Source organism: Streptomyces racemochromogenes, assembly GCF_044129415.1.
GTDB lineage: Bacteria > Actinomycetota > Actinomycetes > Streptomycetales > Streptomycetaceae > Streptomyces > Streptomyces racemochromogenes_A.
The window spans coordinates 1-24,254 of sequence record NZ_JBBDHD010000030.1 but is presented as its reverse complement, the minus strand read 5'-3'; the positions used below and the strand labels follow the sequence as shown (position 1 = coordinate 24,254).

Here is a 24,254-nt window from a genome sequence, read left to right as displayed (position 1 = left end):
CTGCGCATCTGGAAGACGGAAAGTTTCAACTTGTGAGTGACACAACCCACCACGGCGCCCTCGCCACGAGCAAGCCGCCGTCCGACGACGCGAGGCTGACCCCGGCGGAACTCGCCGCGAAGTACGGCCTGTCCGTCAGCGGCGCACGGCCGACCCTGGCCGCCTACGTGCGCCAGCTCTGGGACCGGCGCCACTTCATCATGGCGTTCTCCCGGGCCAAGCTGGTCGCCCAGTACAGCGAGGCGAAGCTCGGCCAGATCTGGCAGGTGGCGACCCCGCTGCTCAACGCGCTCGTCTACTACCTGATCTTCGGCCTGATCATGAACGCCGGCCGGGGCATGGAGAAGGGGGTCTACATCCCCTTCCTGGTGACGGGCATCTTCGTCTTCACCTTCACGCAGAGCTCGCTGATGGCCGGCGTCCGGGCCATCCCCGGCAACCTGGGCCTGGTCCGCGCCCTGCACTTCCCGCGCGCCTCCCTGCCGATCTCCTTCTCGATGCAGCAGCTCCAGCAGCTGCTCTACTCGATGATCGTCGTGCTGATCGTCACGGTGGCGTTCGGCAACTACCCGCGGCCGGCCTGGCTGCTGGTCATCCCGACGCTGGCGCTGCAGTTCGCCTTCAACACCGGCCTCGCGCTGATCTTCGGGCGGATGGGTTCGAAGACCCCCGACCTCGCGCAGCTGATGCCGTTCCTCACCCGTACGTGGATGTACGCCTCGGGCGTCATGTTCTCGATCAGCGGGGCGCTCAAGGACCGGCACGTGCCCGAGTGGGTCACGGACGTGCTCCAGTGGAACCCGGCCGCCATCTACATGGACCTGATCCGCTACGCGCTGATCGACGACTACGGCCGGCACAACCTGCCGCCGCACGTCTGGGCCTTCGCCGTCGGCTGGGCCGTCGTGATCGGCCTCGGCGGTTTCGTCTACTTCTGGAAGGCTGAGGAGCGTTACGGCCGTGGCTGAGAACAACCGGGACAACGTCCCCACCGTCATCGCCGACGACGTGCACATCGTCTACCGCGTCAACACCGGCAGCTCCGGCAAGGGCAGCGCCACCGCCGCGCTGAGCAAGATCATGCGCCGGGGCAAGCGCGACGCCCCCGGCGTCCGCCGGGTGCACGCCGTGCGCGGCGTCTCCTTCACGGCGTACCGCGGCGAGGCGATCGGCCTCATCGGCTCCAACGGCTCCGGCAAGTCCACCCTGCTGCGCGCCATCGCGGGCCTGCTGCCCTGCGAGTCCGGCAAGGTCTACACCGACGGCCAGCCCTCGCTGCTGGGCGTCAACGCCGCTCTGATGAACGACCTCACGGGCGAGCGCAACGTCGTCCTCGGTGGTCTCGCGATGGGCATGAGCCGCGAGCAGATCAGGGAGCGCTACCAGGACATCGTCGACTTCTCCGGCATCAACGAGAAGGGCGACTTCATCTCCCTGCCGATGCGCACCTACTCCTCCGGCATGGCCGCGCGCCTGCGGTTCTCCATCGCCGCCGCCAAGGACCACGACGTCCTGATGATCGACGAGGCGCTCGCCACCGGCGACCGCAAGTTCCAGGTCCGCTCCGAGGAGCGCATCCGCGAGCTGCGCAAGAAGGCCGGCACGGTCTTCCTGGTGAGCCACAACAACAACTCCATCCGCGACACCTGCAGCCGGGTGCTGTGGCTGGAGAAGGGCGAGCTCCTGATGGACGGGCCCACCGAAGAGGTCGTCGCCGCGTACGAGAAGGCCAGCAGCCACTGACCGGCCGCGCCGCCGCGCCAGGCCCCTGCCGCTCCCCGCGGCGGGGGCCTCGCCATGAGGCCGACATTCCGGGCGTGGTGGGCACCCGATAGGCCCCCGTGGCGTTGTACAGCGTAAGCTGGACCAGTTCTCAATCGCGCCAAGAGGGGACGATTCCCCGCAGCCGGTTCGCCCGGGATACTCCCCGGTAAACTCCGCGGCGTGTCCGAAATGGGATGACTTGGGTCGGCAGTGTAGAACGGGAGACGTGACGGCAATGGCTACGGGAACTCTGCGGCCCCCAGGCACAGCGGCCGTCCCGGCCCCGGGCGGCGGGCGGTGACCCCCGGGCACGGCCTCCGTCCCCCTTCGGCCCCGGCCCCCGGCGCGCACGCCGGCGCCACCCTCGCCAAGGCCGCCTCGGAGAACTTCCCCGTCGCCCCCGCCTTCCTGCCCCGCGCCTGGCGCCAGGGCCTCATGGCGGTCTACGGCTACGCCCGCCTCGTCGACGACATCGGCGACGGCGACCTCGCGCCGGGCGGCCGCGACGCCGTCCTCCTCGGCCTCGACCCGGCCGCGGCCGACGACCGCCTCGCGATGCTCGACGCCCTAGAGGCCGACCTGCTGCGCGTCTTCGGCGGCACCGACGGTCCGCCGCGCCACCCCCTGCTGCTCGCGCTCCAGCCCGTCGTCCGCGAGCACCGCCTCAGCCCCGAGCACTTCCTCGGGCTCATCGAGGCCAACCGCCAGGACCAGCGGGTCACCCGCTACGAGACGTACGGACAGCTCCTCGCCTACTGCGAGCTCTCCGCCAACACCGTCGGCCGCCTCGTGCTGGAGCTCACCGGCACGGCCACCCCCGAGCGGATCCGCCGCTCCGACGCGATCTGCACCGCCCTGCAGATCGCCGAACACCTCCAGGACGTCGCCGAGGACCTCGGCCGCGACCGGATCTACCTCCCGGCCGAGGACATGGCGCGCTTCCGCGTCGCCGAGGCCGACCTCGCGGCCCCCACCGCCGGAGCCTCCGTACGCTCCCTGGTCGCCTTCGAAACAGAACGCGCGTACGGGCTCCTGGAGGAAGGGACCCCGCTCGTGGGCAGCGTCCACGGCAGGCTACGGCTGTTGCTCGCGGGGTTCGTGGGAGGGGGGCGAGCCGCCCTGAGGGCGATCTCGGCCGCCGGCTTCGACGTCCTGCCCGGGCCGCCCAAGCCCACCCGAGGCCTGCTCCTCCGCGAGGTGGCCGCCGTCCTGCGCACAGCGCCGAGAAAGGGGTGAGCCCCAACGTGGAGGGCCCCAACCACGCGTCCGCTCCGTCCGCCCCGGTCCTCGCCGCCTACAGCTACTGCGAGGCCGTGACCGGAACCCAGGCGCGCAACTTCGCCTACGGCATCCGGCTGCTGCCCACGGACAAGCGGCAGGCGATGTCCGCGCTGTACGCCTTCTCGCGGCGCGTCGACGACATCGGCGACGGCACCCTCGCGCCCGGGGCCAAGCTGGCCCGCCTGGAGGAGACCCGCGCCCTCCTCGGCCGGATCCGGGACGAGGAGATCGACGAGGACGACACCGACCCGGTCGCCGTCGCCCTCGCGCACGCCGCCCGCCGCTTCCCCATCCCCCTCGGCGGCCTCGACGAACTCATCGACGGTGTCCTGATGGACGTCCGCGGCGAGGAGTACGAGACCTGGGAGGACCTCAAGGCCTACTGCCGCTGCGTCGCCGGGGCCATCGGCCGGCTCTCGCTCGGCGTCTTCGGCACGGTCGGCCCCGGCGAGCACGCCGCCGAGTACGCCGACACCCTGGGCCTGGCGCTCCAGCTCACCAACATCCTCCGGGACGTCCGCGAGGACGCCGGCAACGGCCGCACCTACCTCCCCGCCGAGGACCTCGCCAAGTTCGGCTGCTCCGAAGGCTTCCGCAGCGGCCGGCTCCCCGCCGGCTCCGACTTCCCCGGCCTGGTCCACCACGAAGTCCGGCGCGCGCGGGCCCTGTTCACCGAGGGCTACCGGCTGCTGCCGATGCTCGACCGGCGCAGCGGCGCCTGCGTGGCCGCGATGGCCGGCATCTACCGCCGCCTGCTCGACCGCATCGAGCGCGAGCCCATGGCCGTCCTGCGCGGACGCGTCTCGCTGCCGCCCCACGAGAAGGCGTACGTGGCCGTGCGCGGCCTGTCCGGCCTCGACGCCCGCACCATCTCCCGCCAGACCGCCCGGAGGCGCGCCTGATGCCCCGGACCCCGGCCCCGGCCGCCGGCGCCGCGGCGCGCCCCGCCCGGGCAACCCGCGGGCGCGCGGGCGCGTCCCTCCGTGCGGGGTTCACCCGTACCGCAGCACATCCCGGCCCGGCGGGCCGGCGCACCACCCGGGAGGCCTCATGAGCGCCAGCGCAGCCGGCGACGGCCGCGCCGTCGTCGTCGGCGGCGGGCTCGCCGGAGTCACCGCCGCCCTCGAACTCGCCGACGCCGGACTGCGGGTGACCCTCCTCGAAGGACGGCCCCGCCTCGGCGGCCTCGCCTTCTCCTTCAAGCGCGGCGACCTGACCGTCGACAACGGCCAGCACGTCTACCTCCGCTGCTGCACCGCCTACCGGTGGTTCCTCGACCGCGTCGACGGCGCCGCCCTCGCCCCGCTCCAGGACCGGCTCGACGTCCCCGTCCTCGACGTCGCCCACCCCTCCGGCCCCCGCCTGGGCCGGCTGCGCCGCAGCGCCCTGCCCGTCCCCCTGCACCTCGCCTCCTCCCTGGCCCGCTACCCGCACCTCTCCCTCGCCGAGCGGGCGTCCGTCGGCCGGGCCGCCCTCGCGCTGCGCCGCCTCGACCCCGCCGACCCGGCGCTCGACGGCCTCGACTTCGCCACCTGGCTCGCCCGCTACGGCCAGAGCCCGCGCACCATCGACGCCCTGTGGGACCTCGTCGGCATCGCCACCCTCAACGCCACCGCCCGGCAGGCCTCCCTGGGCCTGGCGGCCATGGTCTTCAAGACCGGCCTGCTCTCCGAGAACGGCGCCGCCGACATCGGCTGGGCCCGCGTCCCGCTGGGCGAACTCCACGACACCCTCGCCCGCAAGGCCCTCGACGCCGCCGGGGTCCGCACCGCGCTGCGCACCCGCGTCACCGCGATCGCCCGTACCGGCGAAGGGAACTGGCGGATCGACACCGACGGCGAGTCCCTCGACGCGGCCACCGTCGTCCTCGCCGTCCCGCAGCGCGAGGCCCACGGCCTGCTGCCCGCCGGCGCGCTCGCCGACCCCGACAAGCTCCTCAACATCGGCACCGCCCCGATCCTCAACGTCCACGTCGTCTACGACCGCAAGGTGCTCCGGCAGCCCTTCTTCGCCGCCCTCGGCACCCCCGTGCAGTGGGTCTTCGACCGCACCGACTCCTCCGGACTCACCGACGGCGGCCAGTACCTGGCCCTGTCCCAGTCCGTCGCCCAGGACGACATCGACGAGCCCGTCTCCGTCCTGCGCGCCAAGTACCTGCCCGAACTGGAGCGGCTGCTGCCCGCCGCCCGGGGCGCGAAGGTCCGCGACTTCTTCGTCACCCGCGAACGCACCGCCACCTTCGCCCCCAGCCCCGGCGTCGGCCGGCTGCGCCCCGGCCCCCGGACCGACACGCCGGGGCTCTATCTCGCCGGTGCGTGGACCGCGACCGGCTGGCCCGCGACCATGGAGAGCGCCGTCCGCAGCGGCCTCGGCGCGGCACACGCCGCGCTCGCCGCTCTCGGCCGCCCCCGGGAACATCCTCTGCAGGAGGCGGTATGACGACCACCACGAGCACCACCAGCACAGCACGTACAGGAACCAGAGGAGAGCCAGTGAACCCGGGCAACCCGGCTAGCGAGAACACGGATGCCGGCGCCGGCTCGGCCGGCGGGGGAGTGGAGAAGGCCGACACCCTCGCCCTCCTCGAACGCGGCCGCACGCTGTCGACCCCCGTGCTCCGCGCGGCGGTGGACCGGCTCGCGGCGCCCATGGACACCGTCGCCGCCTACCACTTCGGCTGGATCGACGCCGAGGGCAACCCGGCGGACGGTGACGGCGGCAAGGCCGTGCGCCCCGCCCTCGCGCTGCTCTCCGCCGAGGCCGCCGGAGCCGCCGCCGAGGTCGGCATCCCCGGCGCCGTCGCCGTCGAACTCGTCCACAACTTCTCGCTGCTGCACGACGACCTGATGGACGGTGACGAGCAGCGCCGCCACCGCGACACGGTGTGGAAGGTCCACGGCCCCGCGCAGGCCATCCTCGTCGGCGACGCGCTCTTCGCCCTCGCCAACGAGGTGCTGCTGGAGCTCGGCACCGTGGAGGCCGGCCGCGCCACCCGCCGGCTGACCACCGCCAGCCGCAAGCTCATCGACGGCCAGGCCCAGGACATCTCCTACGAGCACCGCGAGCGCGTCAGCGTTCAGGAATGCCTGGAGATGGAAGGGAACAAGACCGGAGCCCTGCTCGCGTGCGCCGTGTCCATCGGAGCCGTCCTCGGCGGCGCGGACGACCGCACCGCCGACAAGCTGGAGGAGTACGGCTACCACCTCGGCCTCGCCTTCCAGGCCGTCGACGACCTCCTCGGCATCTGGGGCGACCCGGAGTCCACCGGCAAGCAGACCTGGAGCGACCTGCGCCAGCGCAAGAAGTCCCTGCCCGTCGTCGCGGCCCTCGCCGCGGGCGGACCGGCCTGTGAGGAGCTCGGCCGGCTGCTCGCGGCCGACGCCAAGAGCAACGACTTCGAGAACTTCTCCGAGGAGGAGTTCGCCCACCGGGCCGCCCTCATCGAGGCCGCCGGCGGCCGCCAGTGGACCGCCGACGAGGCCCGCCGCCAGCACGCGATCGCCGTCCGGGCGCTCGACGACGTGGACATGCCGCAGCGGGTGCGCGAGCAGCTCGTCGCCCTCGCCGACTTCGTCGTCGTGCGCAAGAGGTGATCTCCGCCGGAAAGTGGATATGAATCGCGAGTCGCCGGCCGGGCGGCCCTCCTGAGGGCGGCACCGGCCGACGGCAGACCCGGGCACAGCCGACGCACTGTACGAAGGGGAAGCCATGACAGCGACGACCGACGGCGGCGGTGCGATCACCGACGGCGCGGATCCGCGACACGACACCGCGGCGGCCCCGGCCGCCGCGGCCGCAGGCCCGTCCGGCGAGGACACCGGCCTGCCGAAGGCGGTCCGGGACGCCGCCGACCGGGCCACCCGGGAACTGCTGGACCGCCAGGACACCGCCGGGTGGTGGAAGGGCGACCTCCAGACCAACGTCACCATGGACGCCGAGGACCTGCTGCTGCGCCAGTTCCTCGGCATCCGCGACGAGGAGACCACCCGGGCCGCCGCCCTCTTCATCCGCGGCGAGCAGCAGCCCGACGGCACCTGGGCCACCTTCCACGGCGGCCCGCCCGAAATCTCCGCCACCATCGAGGCGTACGTGGCCCTGCGCCTGGCCGGGGACGCCCCCGACGCCCCGCACATGGCCCGCGCCTCGGCGTGGATCCGCGACCAGGGCGGGATCGCCTCCGCCCGGGTCTTCACCCGGATCTGGCTGGCCCTCTTCGGCTGGTGGAGCTGGGACCACCTGCCCGAACTCCCGCCGGAACTGGTCTTCCTGCCGCCCTGGGTGCCGCTGAACATCTATGACTTCGGCTGCTGGGCCCGCCAGACGATCGTCCCCCTGACGGTCGTCTCCGCGCTGCGGCCCGTGTGCCCGGCCCCCTTCACCCTCGACGAGCTGCGGACCGGCGACCACGATGCGTACCCGGCCAAACCGCTGGCACCGGCGGCCAGTTGGGACGGGATCTTCCAGCGGATGGACAAGGCCCTGCACCTCTACCGGCGCGTCGCCCCGCGCCGGCTGCGCAAGGCGGCCATGGCCGCCGCCGGACGCTGGATCGTGGAGCGCCAGGAGAACGACGGCTGCTGGGGCGGCATCCAGCCCCCCGCCGTGTACTCCGTGATCGCCCTGCACCTGCTCGGCTACGACCTCGGGCACCCGGTGATGCGGGCCGGGCTGGAGTCCCTCGACCGCTTCGCAGTCTGGCGCGAGGACGGCGCCCGCATGGTCGAGGCCTGCCAGTCACCGGTCTGGGACACCTGCCTGGCCGCCATCGCCCTGGCCGACGCGGGCGTCCGCCCCGACCACCCGGCGCTGGTGAAAGCCGCCGACTGGATGCTCGGCGAGGAGGTCCGCCGCAGCGGCGACTGGGCCGTGCGCCGGCCCGGCCTCGCCCCCGGCGGCTGGGCGTTCGAGTTCCACAACGACACCTACCCCGACGTCGACGACACCGCCGAGGTCGTCCTCGCCCTGCGCCGCATCCGCCACCCCGAGCCGGGCAAGGTCGACGCCGCCATCGACCGCGGGGTCTCCTGGACCCTCGGCATGCAGTCCGGGGACGGTGCCTGGGCCGCCTTCGACGCCGACAACACCAGCCCCCTCCCCAACCGGCTGCCCTTCTGCGACTTCGGCGAGGTCATCGACCCGCCCTCCGCCGACGTCACCGCCCACGTGGTGGAGATGCTCGCCGCCGAGGGGAAGGCCGACGACCCGCGCACCCGGCGGGGCATCGCCTGGCTGCTCGCCGAACAGGAGCCGGAGGGCTGCTGGTTCGGCCGCTGGGGCACCAACTACGTGTACGGGACGGGCTCGGTGGTGCCCGCCCTGACCGCCGCCGGGATCTCCCCGGGCCACCCGGCCGTCCGGCGGGCCGTCCGCTGGCTGGAGTCCGTGCAGAACGAGGACGGGGGCTGGGGCGAGGACCAGCGCTCCTACCGGGACCGCGCCTGGGCCGGGAAGGGCGCCTCCACCGCCTCCCAGACCGCCTGGGCGCTGATGGCCCTGCTCGCGGCGGGGGAGCGGGAGGGCGAGGCCGTCCGGCGCGGGCTCGCGTACCTGGTGGAGACCCAGCGCCCCGACGGCACCTGGGACGAGCCGTACTTCACCGGCACCGGGTTCCCCTGGGACTTCTCCATCAACTACCACCTCTACCGGCAGGTGTTCCCGCTCACCGCCCTGGGCCGCTACCTGTACGGGGACCCCCTCACCCCGGCCCGCACCGCCCGGCACACGGGCGGGGCCGCGCCCGCGGCCGTCACCGCCGAGGAGGCCTGATGCCGGCCCGGGCGGCTCCGCCCCCGCCGCCCCTGCTGATCGCCTGCGCCCTGCGCATCGAGCGGGCCGCCCTCGGAGGCGCCGCCGGGGGCACGGTGCTGCGGACCGGCATGGGCCCGCGCGCCGCCGACCGGGCCGTGGCGCGCGCCCTGGGGCGGCCCGGGATGGAGCGGGCCGCCGTCCTCGCCACCGGCTTCTGCGCCGGCCTGCTGCCCGGCATGAACCCCGGTGACCTGGTCGTCGCCGAGGAGACCCGCGACCCCCGCGGGGCCGTCACCTGCACCGGCGCCCCCCTGCTCGCCGAGGCCCTGGCCCGCGCCGTCCCGGGGCGGACCGTGCACACCGGCACACTGACCGGCTCCGACCACGTCGTCCGCGGCCAGGAGCGCGACCGGCTGCGCGCCTCCGGCGCCATCGCGGTCGACATGGAGTCCGCGGCCACCCTGTGGACCGCCTCCGGAGCGGGCCGCCCCGTTGCGGCCGTCCGGGTGATCGTGGACGCTCCCGAGCACGAGCTCGTCCGTATCGGCACGGTACGCGGTGGAATATCTGCCTTCCGTGTCCTACGTGCCGTACTTCCCGCTTTCCATGACTGGCACCGTTCGTTGCTGCTTCCCAGGAGGTGAACCAGATGGCCATGCCCTTGCGACAGTCCATCAGGGTCGGGACCTATCTTCTCGAACAGAAGCTCCGCAAGCGCGAGAAGTTCCCGCTGATCGTCGAGCTGGAGCCGCTCTACGCCTGCAACCTGGCCTGTGAGGGGTGCGGGAAGATCCAGCACCCGGCCGGGGTGCTCAAGCAGCGCATGCCCGTCGCCCAGGCGGTGGGCGCCGTCCTGGAGTCCGGCGCGCCCATGGTGTCCATCGCGGGCGGCGAACCCCTGATGCACCCCCAGATCGACGAGATCGTCCGGCAGCTGGTGGCCCGGCGGAAGTACGTCTTCCTCTGCACCAACGCCCTGCTGCTCCGCAAGAAGATCGAGAAGTTCACCCCGTCCCCCTACTTCGCCTTCGCCGTGCACATCGACGGGCTGCGCGAGCGCCACGACGAATCCGTGGCCAAGGAAGGCGTCTTCGACGAGGCCGTCGCCGCCATCAAGGAGGCCAAACGGCGCGGGTTCCGGGTGACCACCAACTCCACCTTCTTCAACACCGACACCCCCCAGACGGTCATCGAGGTGCTGAACTACCTCAATGACGACCTCCAGGTCGACGAGATGATGATCTCGCCCGCCTATGCCTACGAAAAGGCCCCCGACCAAGAACACTTCCTCGGCGTCGAACAGACCCGGGAACTCTTCAAGAAGGCCTTCGCCGGCGGCAACCGGCGCCGCTGGCGGCTCAACCACTCGCCGCTCTTCCTGGACTTCCTGGAAGGAAAGGCCGATTTCCCCTGCACGGCCTGGGCCATTCCGAATTACTCCCTCTTCGGCTGGCAGCGCCCCTGCTACCTGATGAGCGACGGATACGTGCCCACCTACCGGGAACTCGTGAACGACACCGACTGGAGCAAGTACGGCCGCGGCAAGGACCCGCGCTGCGCCAACTGCATGGCGCACTGCGGCTACGAGCCCACCGCCGTCCTCGCCACCATGGGCTCCCTCAAGGAGTCCCTGCGCGCCGCCCGCGAGACGGTCGCCGGGAACCGGGACGCGTCGGCATGACGGCGCCGCGGACGGGGGCCGCCGGCGGGGCAGGGGACTTCGACCTCGCCGCGCTGCTCGCCGAGCGCGGCGGCGAACGCTACGAGCTGCACGCCCGCCACCTCAACCACCAGCTGCCCCGCATGCTGCGCACCATCGGCTTCGACAAGGTGTACGTGCGCGCCGAGGGCGCCCACTTCTGGGACGAGGAGGGCAACGACTACCTCGACATGCTCGCCGGATTCGGGGTGATGGGCCTGGGCCGCCACCACCCCGTGGTCCGCCGGGCGCTGCACGACGTCCTGGACGCCGGTCTCGCCGACCTGACCCGCTTCGACTGCCAGCCGCTGCCGGGGCTGCTGGCCGAGAAGCTGCTGTCCCACAGCCCCCACCTGGACCGCGTCTTCTTCGGCAACAGCGGCACCGAGGCCGTCGAGACCGCCCTGAAGTTCGCCCGCTGCGCCACCGGCCGGCCCAGGATCCTCTACTGCGACCACGCCTTCCACGGGCTCACCGCGGGCTCGCTCTCGGTCAACGGGGAGGGCGGCTTCCGCGACGGCTTCGCGCCGCTGCTGCCCGACACGAAGATCCCCCTCGGGGACCTCGCGGCCCTGGAGCGCGAGCTGCGCCGCGGTGACGTGGCGGCTTTCGTGGTCGAGCCGGTCCAGGGCAAGGGGGTGCACGCCGCCCCGCCGGGGTTCCTGCGCGCCGCCCAGGAGCTCCTGCACCGGCACAAGGCGCTCCTGATCGCCGACGAGGTGCAGACCGGCCTCGGACGGACCGGCGACTTCTACGCGTACCAGAACGAACCGGGCGTGGAGCCGGACCTGGTCTGCGTGGCCAAGGCCCTCTCCGGCGGCTACGTGCCCGTCGGCGCGACCCTCGGCAAGGACTGGATCTTCCAGAAGGTGTACTCGTCGATGGACCGGGTGCTGGTGCACTCCGCCAGCTTCGGCTCCAACGCCCAGGCGATGGCGGCGGGGCTGGCGGTCCTGCACGTCATGGAGGACGAGGAGGTGGTGGCCAACGCGCGGGCCATGGGCGACCTGCTGCGCGGGCGGCTGGCGGCCCTCGTGGACACCTACGAGATGCTGCACGAGGTGCGCGGGCGCGGGCTGATGATCGGCATCGAGTTCGGCCGGCCCTCCTCCCTGGGGCTCCGCAGCCGCTGGACGATGCTCCAGGCGGCCCGCAAGGGACTGTTCGCCCAGATGGTGGTGGCGCCGCTGCTGAACAGGCACCGGATCCTCACCCAGGTCTCGGGGGACCACCTGGAGGTCATCAAGCTGATCCCGCCGCTGATCGTGGACGAGGCGGACGTGGAGCGCTTCGTCGGCGCCTTCCGCGAGGTCATGGACGAGGCCCACGGCGGCGGCTCGCTGATGTGGGACTTCGGCCGGACCCTGGTGAAGCAGGCCGTCGGCAACCGCTAGCGAGGGGCCCCGGCGCGCCGGGGCCCCGTGCGGACTCAGTCCAGCAGCCGGTCCCGCAGCGCCTCCAGCGTCGCGGGGGCGAGCCCGAGGCCGTCGGCCAGGTAGCGGTCCACCCCGCCCCAGTGCGTGTCGATGGTCTCGTAGGCGGCGAGCAGGTACTCGGCGCGGGCGTCGAACAGCGGCGCCAGCAGGTCCGTCACCTCGGGGGAGCGGGCCTCCGGCGTGTCGCCGCCGCGCCGCATCCGGTAGCGGTTGTGCGGGGCGTTCGACACCAGGTAGTCCGCCACGATCGCCTCGCGCTCGACCCCGAGCGCGAGCAGGGTGACCGCGACCGAGAGCCCGGCCCGGTCCTTGCCTGCGGCGCAGTGCAGCAGCGCCGGCACGCTGTCCTCGGCGAGGGCGTGCACCACCCGGCTGTGCTCGGCGGTGCGTCCGAGGATCATCTCGCGGTACGAGGCGGTCATGCGGGCGGCGGCCCTGCCCCCGCCCAGGAGCCCGCGGAGCTGGTCGAGGCCGCCCTCGCGGACCATCCGCCAGAACTCCCCGCCGTCGGCCGGGTCCGAGAGGGGGATGTTCACGTTGCGCACGCCCGGGAGCGCGACGTCCGGCCCCTCCAGGGCCTGGTCGGCGCGGTTGCGGAAGTCGAAGACGGTGTGCAGACCGAGGGAGGCGAGGAATTCTGCATCGGTTTCGGTGGCATGCGCCAGATGTCCGCTTCGGAACAGTCGTCCCGTCCTGACCCTCCGTCCGTCCGCGGTCGGCAGGCCGCCCACGTCGCGGAAATTGCGCACTCCGGTCATTACGGGCGCCGGCTCGGGGTGTGTCGGGAGGTCCTGCGGTATCTGCTGGGTCACGTGTACTCCTCCGTGCGTGCGGCTTGTCCGAATTGATCTGGTTGGAACCAACTTGCCGTAGGTGGACGCGAGATCGGGCCGAACTCCGTGAGCCAGATCATACGGTGACCGTGCGTGCCTGATCGCGAAAGTCGAATTCCCTGGCCGGTGCGGCCGTTGCCGGTCGGGAATGGACGCAGGGTGACCGGAATTCCGTTGATCCCTCATACCTGCTATTCCGTCAGGGAATTCACGGCTTGTTGCCCGTGCCCCCGCTGGATTACCTTCGCGAGCGATCCGGGTGGACCGCCTAATCCTGCCGCCGCCCGGGAACCGCACCCGACAACGACGCGCGGCAGGAGCGGGGGAACCAGGAAGGCCGCCGGGCCGGATCCATTCCGGTGCGGCTCGGGGTGAAGTCGTACACGTACGGCCGGGCATCTCCAGTCCGAACCCGACAGCTCACCTCGCAGGCGCCGGAGAGGAATGCGCCATGCCCGGAAAGGGTAAGCACCGCCGCCCCAAGTCCCGTTCCATATCCCGCGGACTCGCCGTCGCAGGGACCGGGGGCGCGGCCCTCGCGCTGCCGCTCATGGGGGCCGCCGGCGCCCAGGCGGCCGCTCCCGCGGCCCAGGCTCCGGCGGCCGCCCCCGCCGTCGCCCCGGCCGCCGCCCCGTCGGTGTACACCGTCGTGCCGGGCGACTGCCTCTCGACGATCGCCGCCGAGCGCGGCCTCTCCGGCGGCTGGGAGCAGCTGTACGCCGACAACCGCGAGGCCGTCGGCGACGACCCCTCGCTGATCCACCCGGGCCTGCGCCTGGCCCTCGGCGGGCAGGCCGCGGCCCCCGCCCCGAAGGCGGCTGCGGCGCCGGCCGAGGAATCCTCGACCGGAACTCCGGCGGCCGGCGGGGACGCGGCCGGCGCGGCCCGCTCCGGCGCCGCCGCCACCGGGTCGGGCGCGTCCGGCGCCTCCGGTGCCGCGCAGCTGAAGGGCGCTGCGGCCCCGTCCCGCGGAATGAAGCAGTCCGCGCCCGCCGCGCAGTCCGCGCCCGCGAGCGCCGCGGGCTTCGTCGCCCCCGTCAGCGGTGGCATCTCCACCCAGTACCGCACCCCCGGCGCCATGTGGTCCTCCGGCTACCACACCGGCGTCGACTTCATCGCGAGCACCGGCACCACCGTCCGGGCCGTCGGCGCGGGCACCGTGGTTTCCGCAGGCTGGGGCGGCGCCTACGGCAACCAGGTCGTCATCCGGCACGCCGACGGCAAGTACTCCCAGTACGGCCACCTGTCCCAGCTGAACGTGTCCACGGGGCAGGCCGTCACCGCCGGCCAGACCATCGGACTCTCCGGCGCCACCGGCAACGTGACGGGCCCGCACCTCCACTTCGAGATCCGTACGGGTCCGTCGTACGGCTCCGACATCGACCCGCTGGCCTACCTCCGCTCGAAGGGCGTCAGCGTCTGAGGCCGCCCCGGCGGCGGAGCGCCGGGACGCGAGGGGCCGGGACCCGAGGGGGGTCCCGGCCCCGCTTGTACTTATTCCTTATCCCCCGCGTGGTATAGATCACGGCCCGTCAAGCCCTCATTACGTTGGCGTAGGTTGGCGGCGGGGGTGAAGGATGGGTTCCCGTGGCAGCGACGAAGACGACACTCAAGACCATCGGCTCGTACGCGGCGATCGGGGACAGCTTCACCGAAGGCGTGGGGGACCCGGGGCCCGGGGACACGTACCTCGGCTGGGCGGACCGCCTCGCCGTACTCCTGGCGGATCAGCGCGACGAGCACGACTTCCGGTACGCGAACCTGGCGGTACGGGGCAAGGTGCTCGACCAGATCGTGGAGGAGCAGGTTCCGCGGGCCAAGGAACTCGCCCCCGAACTCGTCTCCTTCTGTGCGGGCGGCAACGACATCATCCGGCCCGGCAGCGACCCCGACGACGTGGCCGAGCGCTTCGAGGCGGCCGTGGCCGACCTCACGGCCTCCGTCGGCCTCGTCATGATCACCACCGGCTTCGACACCCGGGGCGTGCCGGTCCTCAAGCACCTGCGCGGCAAGATCGCGACGTACAACGTCCACGTGCGCGCCATCGCGGACCGCTACGGCTGCCCGGTGCTCGACCTCTGGTCGCTCAAGACCGTCCAGGACCGGCGTGCCTGGGACGACGACCGCCTCCACCTCTCGCCCGAGGGCCACACCCGCGTCGCGCTGCGCGCCGCGCAGGTGCTCGGCTACGAGGTCCCGGCCGACCCCGACCAGCCCTGGCCGCCGGCCGCTCCCCGCGGCTCCGTGGACGTCACCCGCGACAACATCCAGTGGGCGCGCGAGCACCTCGTGCCGTGGATCGGGCGGCGGCTGCGCGGTGAGTCCTCCGGTGACAACGTCGAGGCGAAGCGGCCCGACCTGCTCCCGCTGTAGCCCGGCCGGCGGCGGACGCGGTGCCTGCGCCGGGCCCGCCGCCGACGAGGCGGACCGGGAGGCGGACGGACGAGGCGGACCGACGAGGCGCCGCGCGGCGGAATCCTCGGAAGCCGGTGCGCGTTGGGAAGGTCGTGGGCGTACCCCGCCCCACCCCACCCGCACTACCCAGGAGGCGCCTTGACCGGCTCCCTTCCCCTGCGTCCCCGGCTGCGCGCCCTGCGGCCCGAAGCCTTCGGCGCGGACCCGTCCGGCGCGCGGCTGGAGCGCATCCTGCGCTCGCCGAACTTCGCCGACGGCGTCTTCCAGAACCCGGTGGGGGCCAGGACCAGGCCATCCGGCTCGATGCTGGAGTTCGCCAAGATCTACTTCAACCGGGAGCAGCGGATCCGGCGCAACCCCGGCGCGCCGATCCCCGTCTACCCCACCACCCTCGCCGAGCTGGCCAAGCCCCCCGTCGGCGGCCTGCGCCTGACCTGGATGGGGCACTCCAGCGTGCTCGCCGAGATCGACGGCCGCCGCGTGCTTTTCGACCCCGTCTGGGGCGAGCGCTGCTCCCCCTTCCCCTTCGCGGGGCCCAAGCGCCTGCACCCCGTACCGGTGCCGCTGGCCTCCCTCGGCGAGGTCGACGTCGTGGTCATCTCCCACGACCACTACGACCACCTGGACCTGCCCACCATCAAGGCCCTGGCCGGCACCGGCACGGTCTTCGCCGTCCCGCTGGGCGTCGGCGCGCACCTGGAGCACTGGGGCGTGCCGGCGAGCCGGCTGCGCGAGCTGGACTGGAACGAGTCCACCGAGGTCGCGGGAATCTCGCTGACGGCCACTCCGGCCCGCCACTTCTGCGGGCGGGGCCTGCGCAACCAGCAGTTCACCCTGTGGGCCTCCTGGGTGGTCGCGGGCGACGGACACCGGATCTTCCACAGCGGGGACACCGGCTATTTCCCCGGCTTCAAGGAGATCGGCGCCGAGCACGGCCCCTTCGACGCGACGATGATCCAGATCGGCGCCTACTCGGAGTACTGGCCCGACATCCACATGACCCCCGAGGAGGGCATGCGGGCGCACCTCGACCTCCAGGGCGGCGCCCCGGCCGGCACCATGCTGCCGATCCACTGGGGCACCTTCAACCTCGCCCCGCACCCGTGGGACGAGCCCGGCGAGGGCACCGTCGCCGCCGCCGGAGCGGCCGGCGCGGCCATCGCCCTGCCGATCCCCGGCCAGCCCTTCGAACCCGGCGCCCCCGACGCCCCGGCCGCCCCCTGGTGGCGCCCCTTCGCCACGGGTGCCGCGACCCCCGCCGCCGCCCCGGCCGCGGCCGCCGCGACGGGCGCCTGCGACCCGGCGCCGTCCCCGGCGGACGGCCTCGGGGAACCGGAGGCCGTCGGTTCGTGACCCCGGAGCGCGTCCGCCCCGAGCTGCACGGGCGTGCGCGCTCCCGGCGCATTCGGGCTGTCGTACGAGCGCTCCATCGGGAGCGGGAAGCAGTCCGGTGAAGTTGCCCAACTGGGCAACGACCGCGTGAGCGCGCGGTCTAGCGTGGGTATCCGGTGATCAACACCGGCCCCCGGGCACTCGCTCCGGCGGGCCGGGCCCCACGTACCGAGGACGCCGATGTCCGGACTCCGCGCAGCCCGCCACGCCCCGTCGAGACACGCCGCCACGGGCCCCGGCCGGCAGATAGGGCCCCAGCTGGTCCGCGCCGCCGTGCTGCCCACGCTCGCCGCCGGGCTCAGCGGTACCGCCGCGGTGATCTTCACCCTCCAGCTGGGCGGGGGCGCCGGGGAGCGGGACGCGCGGCTGTGGCCGGTGCTCGCGGGCTGCGCGCTGCTGGCCGTCGGCGCCCTCGCCGCCGCCCTGCTGGGGGCCCAGCGCGGGGCCAAGGCCGTCCGGGACCGGTGCGAGGCGCTGCGGCGCTCCAGCATGCGCGGCCGCCAGGAGCTGCGCACGGCCGCCGAACGGCTGGAGCGGGGGGAACGGCCCGGCCGCCCCGTGCGGGCCGGACGGGGCGCCCCGCCGCCCCAGGCGGGTCCGTCCGGGGTGGACGAGTTCTGGCTCCTCGCCCAGGAGCTGCGCGGCGCCCGGGAGCAGGCGCACGAGACCCTCGTCCGGCTGGCCGCCCCGGCGGCGCCGAGCGACAGCGACCGCAAGGTCGAGGTCTTCGTCAACCTCGCGCGCCGGCTCCAGTCGCTGGTGCACCGCGAGATCTCGCTCCTCGACGAGCTGGAGGACACGGTCGAGGACCCCGACCTGCTCCGCCGGCTCTTCCACGTCGACCACCTCGCCACCCGGATCCGCCGGCACGCCGAGAACCTCGCCGTCCTGGGCGGGGCCGCCTCCCGGCGCCAGTGGACGCGGCCGATCGACCTGAGCGAGGTGCTGCGGTCCTCGGTGGCCGAGGTCGAGCAGTACACCCGCGTGAAGGTGGTGCCCCCGGCCGGCGGCACCGTCCGCGGGCACGCCGTCGCCGACGTGGTGCACCTGCTGGCCGAACTCGTCGAGAACGCGACGGTGTTCTCCGCTCCCGACACCGACGTGGTGGTCCGCGCCGAACGGGTCACGGCCGGCATCGCGGTCGAGGTCGAGGACCGCGGGCTGGGCATGCCGGCACAGGAGCAGTGCCGGATGAACACGCTGCTCGGCGACCCCGAACAGGTCAGCGTCCGGCACCTGCTGGCGGACGGCCGGATCGGCCTGTTCGTGGTCTCCGTCCTGGCCCGGCGGCACGGGATCGCCGTCGAGCTGAAGTCGAACATCTACGGCGGGGTCCTCGCCGTCCTCGTCCTGCCCCACGGGCTGCTGGGCGCCGAGGCCCCGGACGCCGCCGACGCCCTGGGCGGCACCCGCCCCACCTCCTGGGGCACGGCCGAAGCGTCCCCGCCGCTGGAGCCGGCCCGCATCGCGGCGCCCGGGCCCGAGCCCGCCCCCGCCGCGCACCCCGACCGGTCCCCGGACCCGGCCCACCGCGCCGCCCCCACCGGCCGCCCGGCCCCCGACCTCGGCCTGGACCTCGGCCTCGTGCCCGCCGCCCCGGAGGGGATCACGGGCCGGGGCGCCGAGCCCGGACGGGGCCCCGCGTGGGCCCGCGGGCCGCAGGAGGGCGACCGGCCCGCGCACCCCGCGCCCCTGCCGCACCGGGTGCCCGCCGCCCGGGCCGACCCCGACGGCCGGCCGCCGCTGCCCCGGCGGCGCGCCCAGACGCACCTCGCACCGCAGCTGCGCGAGGACCCCGCCCCCCGCCCCGCGGACGAGGACGCCGAACAGCCGCTGCACGACCCCGGCCTGATGGCGTCCTTCCAGCGGGGCTTCGGCCTCGCCCAGTCGTCCGAACAGCAGTCATGACCCCCGCCTGACCCCCCGCTCAACCCCCCACACGAACCCCAGCAAGGAGCACACCCCCATGGCCGGCGAAGTGGCGACGCAGACGAAGACACCCAACCTCTCGGACCTCGACTGGCTGCTCGGCGGACTGGTCCAACGCGTCCCGTACACCCGCGCCGCGGTGCTGCTGACCAACGACGGGCTCGTGACCTGCGTGCACGGCCTGGACCCCGACAGCGCCGACCACATGGCGGCCCTGGCCTCCGGTCTGTACTCCCTCGGCCGCAGCGCCGGGGCCCGCTTCGGCGACGGAGCCGAGGTCCGGCAGGTCGTCGTCGAACTCGACACCGCGCTCGTCTTCGTCTCCGCGGCCGGCTCCGGCACCTGCCTGGCCGTCCTCGCGGACCGGGAGGCCGACGCGGGCGTGCTCGGCTACGAGATGGCGATGCTGGTCAAGAGCGTACGGCCGTACCTGGCCGCCCCGCCCCGCCGCCCGGTCGCCCTCGCCGACGCCGAAGCGGGGCGGTGAGGGCCCGGACCGGGGGGGTCCACACGACGGGGGCCGGGGCACCGCGGGACACGCCCTGGCTCGACGACTCGGCCGGCCGGGTCATGCGCCCGTACACGGCCAGCGGCGGCCGCACGCGTGCCGCCGTCGCCCTCGACCTGCTGTCCCTGGTGAGCGCCACCGGGGTCCGGCCGAGGGTGCCGCTCGGCGCCGAGCACACGCTCGCCCTGCGCTGCTGCGCGGCCGCCCCGGCGGTGACGGTCGCCGAGGTCGCCGGCCACCTGCGGCTCCCGGCGGTGGTGGTCAAGGTGCTGCTGTCCGACCTCGTGGAGCACGGGGCGGTACGGACGCGGGCGCCGAGGTTCCCGGGTGGCGGGGGAGGATCCTTCGCCGCCGACGACCAGTCCCTGCTGAGGGCGGTGCTCGATGGCCTACGCCGAAGGCTCTGAGGACCCGGCCCTGCCCGCGACCTTGAAGATCCTGGTCGCGGGCGGGTTCGGGGCGGGGAAGACCACCTTCGTGGGCGCGGTCAGCGAGATCGAGCCGCTGTGCACGGAGGAACTGCTGAGCGGGGCCGGCGAGGCCGCCGACCCGCTCGACGGGGTGGCGGGCAAGACGGCGACCACCGTCGCCCTGGACTTCGGCCGGCTCACCCTCGACGACCGGCACGTGCTCTACCTGTTCGGCACGCCCGGCCAGCAGCGCTTCTGGTTCCTGTGGGAGGAGCTCTGCGCGGGCGCCCTCGGCGCCGTCGTCCTCGCCGACACCCGCCGCCTCGACGACTGCTTCCCCGCCGTGGACTTCTTCGAACGGCGCGGCATCGGCTTCATCGTCGCCGTCAACGAGTTCGACGGCGCCCACCGCTACACGGCCGAGGAGGTCCGCGCGGCCGTGGGGCTCGCCCCCGAGGTGCCCGTCGTCTGCTGCGACGCCCGCCTCAGGGGCTCCGGTACGGGGACGCTCGCCGCCCTCGTCCACCACCTGCTGTCCACCGCGCAGCGCGCCGCGGCGGCCGGACCGCCGGCCCCGCACCCGTCCGACCACCACCACCCACCGGGGGGACCACCGTGAACCGCTACGAATCCACCGGCCACCTGCTGCTCACCCCCGTGGACCGGGAGGCACCCGCGCGGGTGCTCCGGCTGCGCGAGATGAACCTGGGAGAGCGCGTGGACGAAGAGCTCGACGCCTTCGCCCGCCGCGTCGCGCAGACCCTCGACGCCCCGTCCGCCGGGGTCAACTTCGTCGGCGAGGAACGCCAGTTCTTCGCCGGCCTGCACCACGAACCGGACGCGGCCTCGCACGGCTACCCGGCACGGGTGCTGCCCCGCGACCACGGCTACTGCCCGCACGTCGTGGTGCGCCGCAGGGCCCTGGTCCTGGAGGACGTACGGGACTTCGCGCGCTTCGCGGGCAACGCCGTCGTGGACGGGAGCGGGATCCGCTCCTACCTGGGGGCGCCGCTCACCGACCGGCGGGGCATCGTCCTCGGCACGGTGTGCGCGGCGGACGTGGTGCCGCGCCGGTGGGGACCGGCCGGCCTGACCACGGTCAAGGCCCTCGCCGCCGAGCTGGTGGAGCGGCTCCAGGAGCGCGCGGACCGCTCCGCCTGACGGGCCCGCGGGACTCAGCGCAGGAAGGCCGTGATCCGCTTCCGCAGCGAGGCGGCGTCCAGACCGTGGGCCGCCGTGTGCTCCTCGATCGTCCCGAACCGGCGCAGCTCGGCGCGCCCCACCCCCAGCGGCAGCACCCGGTGCGGGACGTCGAGCAGCGCCCGCCCGGCGGCCGCCGCCGAGGTGCCGGCGAGGTACGGCTCCACCAGGACCACGTCGGCCGAGGCCCGGCCGACGGCGGCGCGCAGGGCCGCGTCGTCGAAGGGGCGCACGGTGGTGGCGTACAACACGGTGACGTCGAGGCCCTCGGTCGCGGAGAGGACGCCGTCGAGCATCGGGCCGACGGCGAGGACCACGCCCGCGCGGCCCTCCCGCACGGTCTGGAACCGCAGGCCGTCGGCGCCCGGCCGCGGGGCCCCGTTCGCCATCTGCGACAGCCGGACGTAGACCCGGTCGTCCCCGGCGGCGTACGCGTGGCGCAGCAGGGCCTCGGCCTCGTCGGGGTGGCCGGGGACGTGTACGGTCCAGCCGTCGAGGGTGTCCAGCAGGGCCACGTCGCCCGGGGCCATGTGCGTGTACCCGCCGGCGGGCCAGTCGTAGCTGGCGCTGGAGCTGACCAGGACCCCGCCCGTGTCCTGGTGCCCGAAGTCCAGCTTGAGCTGCTCGAACGGCCGCTCCACCAGGAAGCTGGCGAAGGTGTGCAGCACCGGCCGCAGCCCGGTCAGTGCCAGGCCGCCGCCCACGCCCACGAGCAACTGCTCACGGATCCCGACGTTGATCACGCGGTCGGGATGGCGCCGCTGGGCGGGCCGGAACCCGTCCATGGTGATCTCGGCGAGCACCACGGCCAGCCGGGGATCCTCGTCGAGCAGCTCCGACGTGACCGAGACGAACCGTTCCCGCATGGTGTCCATGGCGTTTCCCCCTCAGTACTTCTTCTCGACCCGGGCGACGACGGCGTGCGGCCGGCCCGGGTGCGGTGCGGTGAAGGCGGCGTGGAGCGCCGCGTGGTCGCGTCCGTCGACCGTGGCCGTGCTCCAGCCCGCCGCCTCGAAGCGCGAGGCGATCCCGCCGGACCAGCCGTGGGTGGCGGAGTCGTTGTCGACGATGACGGTGTGCAGGGCCTCCAGCCCGGCCGCGCCGGCGTAGGCGATGGCCTCGTGGTTGCTGCCCTCGTCGAGCTCCGCGTCCCCGATCAGGACCCAGACGGCGGGCTCGTCGAGCCCCTGCGCCCGCAGCCCGAGCGCGCTGCCGACGGCGAGCGGCAGTCCGTGCCCGAGGGAGCCGCTGGCGATCTCCACGCCGGGGACCAGGACGCGGTCGGGGTGGTGGCCGAGCGGGGAGTCGAACGCGCCGAAGCCGGGCAGCCAGTGCACGGGGAAGAACCCCTTGGCGGCGAGCACGGCGTAGTAGGCCATCGGCCCGTGCCCCTTGGAGAGCAGGAACCGGTCCCGCCCGGGTGCGTCCGCGCTGCCCGGGCCGACCCGCAGCACCCGGTCGTACAGCACCCACAGCACGTCGAGCGTGGAGGTGGCGGCGGGTCCGTGCTTTTCGTCCCCGGTCATGAGGGCCATCAGGCGGCCCAGGTCCTCGTAGCGGAAGCCGGTGTCCGCGGTTGCGTGTGTCATGCAGGAACCATGCGACCTCAAGTGGACTTGAGGTCAAGGGGCCGCCGCCCGGCCCGCCGGATCCGGCCGCCCCGCGCATGGTGCGCGCGACCACCCGCGGAAGTGCGGTATGGTTCTCATGCCGGTTCGGCCGGGGGAAACCCCAGGTCAGCGGCATCGGGACGTGGCGCAGCTTGGTAGCGCACTTGACTGGGGGTCAAGGGGTCGCAGGTTCAAATCCTGTCGTCCCGACTTGCGAATACGCAGGTCAGAGGCCGTATCGGAAGCATCCGATACGGCCTCAAGATCGTTTCTGGGGACCATCTCATACTCCGACGCGTAGCCACGCGTCCGGGGAGGAACGGGATGGCGCGAGCGGGGCGCCGTCGTCGTCCCGTCGCGCGAGGTCGGCGTCGTCGTCCGGCGTGGTGGCGGGGGCCTGGACGTGGTGCTTGCCGAGGGCGAGGGGAGCGGCCCCCTTGACGCCGACAGCCTTGATGACGGCGGCGGCGACCGCGTCGCGATCTTCCAGAGGAGCGATGCCGACCAGGTTCGCGAGCGCGGCTTTGGTGCCGGGGACGGCCTCGGTCTTCTGGCGACCGAGTTCGTGTTGGCCGGCAGCCCGCCGCCAATGCCCGGGAACAGGTACTCGTGGCCGGCAGACGCCCTGCCGGTGCAGCGTCCGCAGTGGCGCATCCAGGACGGCGAACACGCGCCCCATCAGGCCCAGGCCGCAATGGCGCCGGCGGGGCATCGGCTCGACAACCTCCGAGAAGGCACCTGACAAACGGTCCCGGTCCACCAAAGTCCCCTATCCATAGGTTATTTTGACTGGCCTGTCCGTCTCGAATCGACTGCCCTAACGAACGAAGGGAAACGCCATGAGGATCACCAGGACTGCACCTAGGACGCGGGCCAGGATTGCCGTGTCCGTCGCGGCCCTGGCCGCGGGCTCACTCCTACTCACCGCCTGCGGCGGAAGCAGCGACAGCGGCGGCAAGCTCGACGGCACCTACTACGTCAAGGACGTCAACGGCACGTCCGACCTCGGCCAGCTGGTCGTCAAGGGCAACAGCGTCTCGCATCATGAGTACGGCTGCGATGGTGTCTACGAGAAGCCGGGCGTGACCAGCACCGGCGAGTTCAACAAGGATCAGACCCAGATCATATGGACGGTCGCCGGAGACGACACCCGCAACAAGCGGACCGGCAGCGAGTCAATCTCGACCAGCAACACCTCGATCAGCATCGGCGGTAGCGTGTACGTGCGTGACGACTCCGATGCCGGCAAGGCACTGTTGGGCGGCTTCAAGAACAAGTGTGCCAAGTAGCGTCGACGTTCCGCCGGCCGGCGAGCAGCACTGAACCCCGTGGGCATCGCGTCCACGGGGTTCTGTCCGTCCTCGGCTGGTCAAGCCTCTGACGCCTCCTCCTGAAGCTGCGGCGCCGGGTATGGACGACGCACCCGGTGAGGTTGATCGTTCTCACCGGGTGCGTCAGGCCTCCACGCCCGCCCTCGATCGGAGGATCAGTCCTCCTCGCCCCGGCCTCGGCGGGGGCCAACGGTCCGCCGCGGCTGCGGCTCCGGGGTCTCCACGCTCCGGGGGTCCGGATCGGCCGTCCGGCGCGGACGTGGAACCGGAGCCTGCGGCGGCGTAGGAGCCGGTGCAGGGGCCGGCGGCCGCGGAGCACGCCCCGGCGGGGCAGGCGTCGGGCGCGGCGTCGGCGCCTGGATCGCACCCGGCTGACCCGCTGCCTGTGTCCGACCCGGAGTCCGCGCACCCGGCGCAGCCGGAGCACCGGCCCCTGGCTGCCTCGGAGTCGAGGAGCCGTCGCGGCGGGCGTTGTTCACGGGCAGCGGCCGGTCGCTGTTCGTCTGCGCCTCGGCCTGCTCCTGCCGTGCCGGCGGCCGGATGGGGGTCTGGGCCCGAGCCGGGGCAGGGGTGCTCTGAGCGGGGGGCGTGGGACGCGCGCTCGGCTCACCCCGCGTCGGAGCCGGGGCAGGCACGGCGTCGGGGCCGAAGCGCTGCGGTGCGGCCTGCTGGTTGCCGTCCTGTTGGCTCTGCGCACC

22 protein-coding genes, 1 tRNA gene, 1 pseudogene and 1 riboswitch are annotated in these 24,254 nt (G+C 73.6%); of the genes and pseudogenes, 20 read left to right on the top strand and 4 right to left on the bottom strand.

Going from position 1 to position 24,254, the window contains the following annotated elements; all coding sequences use genetic code 11:
* The first annotated feature begins 32 nt into the window (after positions 1 to 32).
* The 10 genes from WDV06_RS14450 (at position 33) to WDV06_RS14405 (ending at position 11,886) form a co-directional block, all read left to right on the top strand.
* Positions 33 to 968 (top strand): ABC transporter permease, encoded by a 936-nt coding sequence (locus tag WDV06_RS14450; RefSeq protein ID WP_395510124.1) that lies wholly within the window; start codon positions 33 to 35, stop codon positions 966 to 968.
* Complete coding sequence (locus WDV06_RS14445) at positions 961 to 1,743, top strand: ABC transporter ATP-binding protein (RefSeq protein WP_395510123.1); 783 nt, start codon at positions 961 to 963, stop codon at positions 1,741 to 1,743. Before WDV06_RS14450 ends, WDV06_RS14445 begins: the two co-directional genes overlap by 8 nt.
* A gap of 318 nt (positions 1,744 to 2,061) precedes the next feature.
* Positions 2,062 to 3,000, top strand: coding sequence for a squalene synthase HpnC (gene hpnC / locus WDV06_RS14440; RefSeq protein WP_395510122.1), 939 nt, complete (start codon positions 2,062 to 2,064; stop codon positions 2,998 to 3,000).
* Positions 2,997 to 3,947 (top strand): presqualene diphosphate synthase HpnD, encoded by a 951-nt coding sequence (hpnD, locus tag WDV06_RS14435; RefSeq protein ID WP_395510121.1) that lies wholly within the window; start codon positions 2,997 to 2,999, stop codon positions 3,945 to 3,947. The genes hpnC and hpnD overlap by 4 nt, the downstream gene beginning before the upstream one ends.
* 148 nt (positions 3,948 to 4,095) lie before the next feature.
* Positions 4,096 to 5,484 carry a hydroxysqualene dehydroxylase HpnE gene (gene hpnE / locus WDV06_RS14430; protein WP_395510120.1) on the top strand — a complete coding sequence of 463 codons (1,389 nt, stop codon included), beginning with the start codon at positions 4,096 to 4,098 and terminating at the stop codon, positions 5,482 to 5,484.
* 53 nt (positions 5,485 to 5,537) lie between these two features.
* Entirely contained in the window at positions 5,538 to 6,638 is a 1,101-nt protein-coding gene (locus WDV06_RS14425; protein ID WP_395510119.1) for a polyprenyl synthetase family protein, read from the top strand.
* 115 nt (positions 6,639 to 6,753) lie between these two features.
* Positions 6,754 to 8,811, top strand: coding sequence for a squalene--hopene cyclase (gene shc, locus WDV06_RS14420; RefSeq protein ID WP_395510118.1), 2,058 nt, complete (start codon positions 6,754 to 6,756; stop codon positions 8,809 to 8,811).
* Entirely contained in the window at positions 8,811 to 9,437 is a 627-nt protein-coding gene (locus tag WDV06_RS14415; RefSeq protein WP_395510117.1) for a phosphorylase family protein, read from the top strand. Before shc ends, WDV06_RS14415 begins: the two co-directional genes overlap by 1 nt.
* 5 nt (positions 9,438 to 9,442) lie before the next feature.
* A complete protein-coding gene (gene hpnH, locus WDV06_RS14410; RefSeq protein ID WP_395510116.1) occupies positions 9,443 to 10,474 on the top strand; it encodes an adenosyl-hopene transferase HpnH in 1,032 nt (343 codons plus the stop codon).
* Positions 10,471 to 11,886 (top strand): aspartate aminotransferase family protein, encoded by a 1,416-nt coding sequence (locus WDV06_RS14405; RefSeq protein WP_395510115.1) that lies wholly within the window; start codon positions 10,471 to 10,473, stop codon positions 11,884 to 11,886. Before hpnH ends, WDV06_RS14405 begins: the two co-directional genes overlap by 4 nt.
* Positions 11,887 to 11,921: 35 nt before the next feature.
* Here the strand turns inward: WDV06_RS14405 and WDV06_RS14400 are convergent, their stop codons facing one another.
* Entirely contained in the window at positions 11,922 to 12,740 is an 819-nt protein-coding gene (locus WDV06_RS14400) for a tyrosine-protein phosphatase (protein WP_395510114.1), read from the bottom strand.
* Between the two features lie 320 nt (positions 12,741 to 13,060).
* Positions 13,061 to 13,208, top strand: a riboswitch (cyclic di-AMP (ydaO/yuaA leader).
* Between the two features lie 4 nt (positions 13,209 to 13,212).
* On the opposite strand from WDV06_RS14400, the gene WDV06_RS14395 reads away from it, so the two are divergent.
* From WDV06_RS14395 to WDV06_RS14360, 8 genes are all read left to right on the top strand, one after another.
* Entirely contained in the window at positions 13,213 to 14,184 is a 972-nt protein-coding gene (locus tag WDV06_RS14395; RefSeq protein WP_395510113.1) for a LysM peptidoglycan-binding domain-containing M23 family metallopeptidase, read from the top strand.
* Positions 14,185 to 14,348: 164 nt separating this feature from the next.
* A complete protein-coding gene (locus WDV06_RS14390) occupies positions 14,349 to 15,134 on the top strand; it encodes an SGNH/GDSL hydrolase family protein (protein ID WP_395510112.1) in 786 nt (261 codons plus the stop codon).
* Between the two features lie 180 nt (positions 15,135 to 15,314).
* Complete coding sequence (locus WDV06_RS14385) at positions 15,315 to 16,529, top strand: MBL fold metallo-hydrolase (protein ID WP_395510111.1); 1,215 nt, start codon at positions 15,315 to 15,317, stop codon at positions 16,527 to 16,529.
* 219 nt (positions 16,530 to 16,748) lie between these two features.
* A complete protein-coding gene (locus WDV06_RS14380) occupies positions 16,749 to 18,476 on the top strand; it encodes a sensor histidine kinase (RefSeq protein WP_395510110.1) in 1,728 nt (575 codons plus the stop codon).
* Between the two features lie 58 nt (positions 18,477 to 18,534).
* Positions 18,535 to 18,984, top strand: coding sequence for a roadblock/LC7 domain-containing protein (locus WDV06_RS14375; protein ID WP_395510109.1), 450 nt, complete (start codon positions 18,535 to 18,537; stop codon positions 18,982 to 18,984).
* An 83-nt stretch (positions 18,985 to 19,067) separates the two neighbouring features.
* Positions 19,068 to 19,412, top strand: coding sequence for a DUF742 domain-containing protein (locus tag WDV06_RS14370; RefSeq protein WP_395510108.1), 345 nt, complete (start codon positions 19,068 to 19,070; stop codon positions 19,410 to 19,412).
* Positions 19,390 to 20,034, top strand: coding sequence for a GTP-binding protein (locus WDV06_RS14365; protein ID WP_395510107.1), 645 nt, complete (start codon positions 19,390 to 19,392; stop codon positions 20,032 to 20,034). Before WDV06_RS14370 ends, WDV06_RS14365 begins: the two co-directional genes overlap by 23 nt.
* The gene (locus WDV06_RS14360; protein ID WP_395510106.1) at positions 20,031 to 20,576 is read left to right on the top strand and encodes a GAF domain-containing protein; all 546 of its coding nucleotides are present in this window, start codon (positions 20,031 to 20,033) and stop codon (positions 20,574 to 20,576) included. The genes WDV06_RS14365 and WDV06_RS14360 overlap by 4 nt, the downstream gene beginning before the upstream one ends.
* A gap of 14 nt (positions 20,577 to 20,590) precedes the next feature.
* Here WDV06_RS14360 and WDV06_RS14355 read toward each other — a convergent pair whose 3' ends face one another.
* Both WDV06_RS14355 and WDV06_RS14350 read right to left on the bottom strand, forming a co-directional pair.
* The gene (locus WDV06_RS14355; protein ID WP_395510105.1) at positions 20,591 to 21,490 is read right to left on the bottom strand and encodes a transketolase family protein; all 900 of its coding nucleotides are present in this window, start codon (positions 21,488 to 21,490) and stop codon (positions 20,591 to 20,593) included.
* A 12-nt stretch (positions 21,491 to 21,502) separates the two neighbouring features.
* On the bottom strand, positions 21,503 to 22,204 hold the full coding sequence (locus WDV06_RS14350) for a transketolase (protein WP_395510104.1): 702 nt from the start codon (positions 22,202 to 22,204) through the stop codon (positions 21,503 to 21,505).
* Positions 22,205 to 22,361: 157 nt separating this feature from the next.
* Between WDV06_RS14350 and WDV06_RS14345 the strand changes: the two genes are divergently transcribed.
* A tRNA-Pro gene (locus WDV06_RS14345) sits at positions 22,362 to 22,435 on the top strand.
* Between the two features lie 73 nt (positions 22,436 to 22,508).
* Here the strand turns inward: WDV06_RS14345 and WDV06_RS14340 are convergent.
* Positions 22,509 to 22,787, bottom strand: a pseudogene (locus WDV06_RS14340) (hypothetical protein); the annotation flags it as partial.
* Between the two features lie 322 nt (positions 22,788 to 23,109).
* Here WDV06_RS14340 and WDV06_RS14335 point away from each other — a divergent pair.
* The gene (locus tag WDV06_RS14335; RefSeq protein ID WP_395510103.1) at positions 23,110 to 23,514 is read left to right on the top strand and encodes a hypothetical protein; all 405 of its coding nucleotides are present in this window, start codon (positions 23,110 to 23,112) and stop codon (positions 23,512 to 23,514) included.
* The last annotated feature ends 740 nt before the right edge of the window (positions 23,515 to 24,254 follow it).

What these genes read in the sequence shown, in the direction of transcription:
- hpnE (WP_395510120.1), top strand. Translation starts at nt 4,096, where the DNA reads ATGAGCGCCAGCGCAGCCGGCGACGGCCGCGCCGTCGTCGTCGGCGGC.
- shc (WP_395510118.1), top strand. Translation starts at nt 6,754, where the DNA reads ATGACAGCGACGACCGACGGCGGCGGTGCGATCACCGACGGCGCGGAT.
- WDV06_RS14415 (WP_395510117.1), top strand. Translation starts at nt 8,811, where the DNA reads ATGCCGGCCCGGGCGGCTCCGCCCCCGCCGCCCCTGCTGATCGCCTGC.
- hpnH (WP_395510116.1), top strand. Translation starts at nt 9,443, where the DNA reads ATGGCCATGCCCTTGCGACAGTCCATCAGGGTCGGGACCTATCTTCTC.
- WDV06_RS14405 (WP_395510115.1), top strand. Translation starts at nt 10,471, where the DNA reads ATGACGGCGCCGCGGACGGGGGCCGCCGGCGGGGCAGGGGACTTCGAC.
- WDV06_RS14395 (WP_395510113.1), top strand. Translation starts at nt 13,213, where the DNA reads ATGCCCGGAAAGGGTAAGCACCGCCGCCCCAAGTCCCGTTCCATATCC.
- WDV06_RS14380 (WP_395510110.1), top strand. Translation starts at nt 16,749, where the DNA reads ATGTCCGGACTCCGCGCAGCCCGCCACGCCCCGTCGAGACACGCCGCC.
- WDV06_RS14375 (WP_395510109.1), top strand. Translation starts at nt 18,535, where the DNA reads ATGGCCGGCGAAGTGGCGACGCAGACGAAGACACCCAACCTCTCGGAC.
- WDV06_RS14370 (WP_395510108.1), top strand. Translation starts at nt 19,068, where the DNA reads ATGCGCCCGTACACGGCCAGCGGCGGCCGCACGCGTGCCGCCGTCGCC.
- WDV06_RS14365 (WP_395510107.1), top strand. Translation starts at nt 19,390, where the DNA reads ATGGCCTACGCCGAAGGCTCTGAGGACCCGGCCCTGCCCGCGACCTTG.
- WDV06_RS14355 (WP_395510105.1), bottom strand. Translation starts at nt 21,490, where the DNA reads ATGGACACCATGCGGGAACGGTTCGTCTCGGTCACGTCGGAGCTGCTC.
- WDV06_RS14350 (WP_395510104.1), bottom strand. Translation starts at nt 22,204, where the DNA reads ATGACACACGCAACCGCGGACACCGGCTTCCGCTACGAGGACCTGGGC.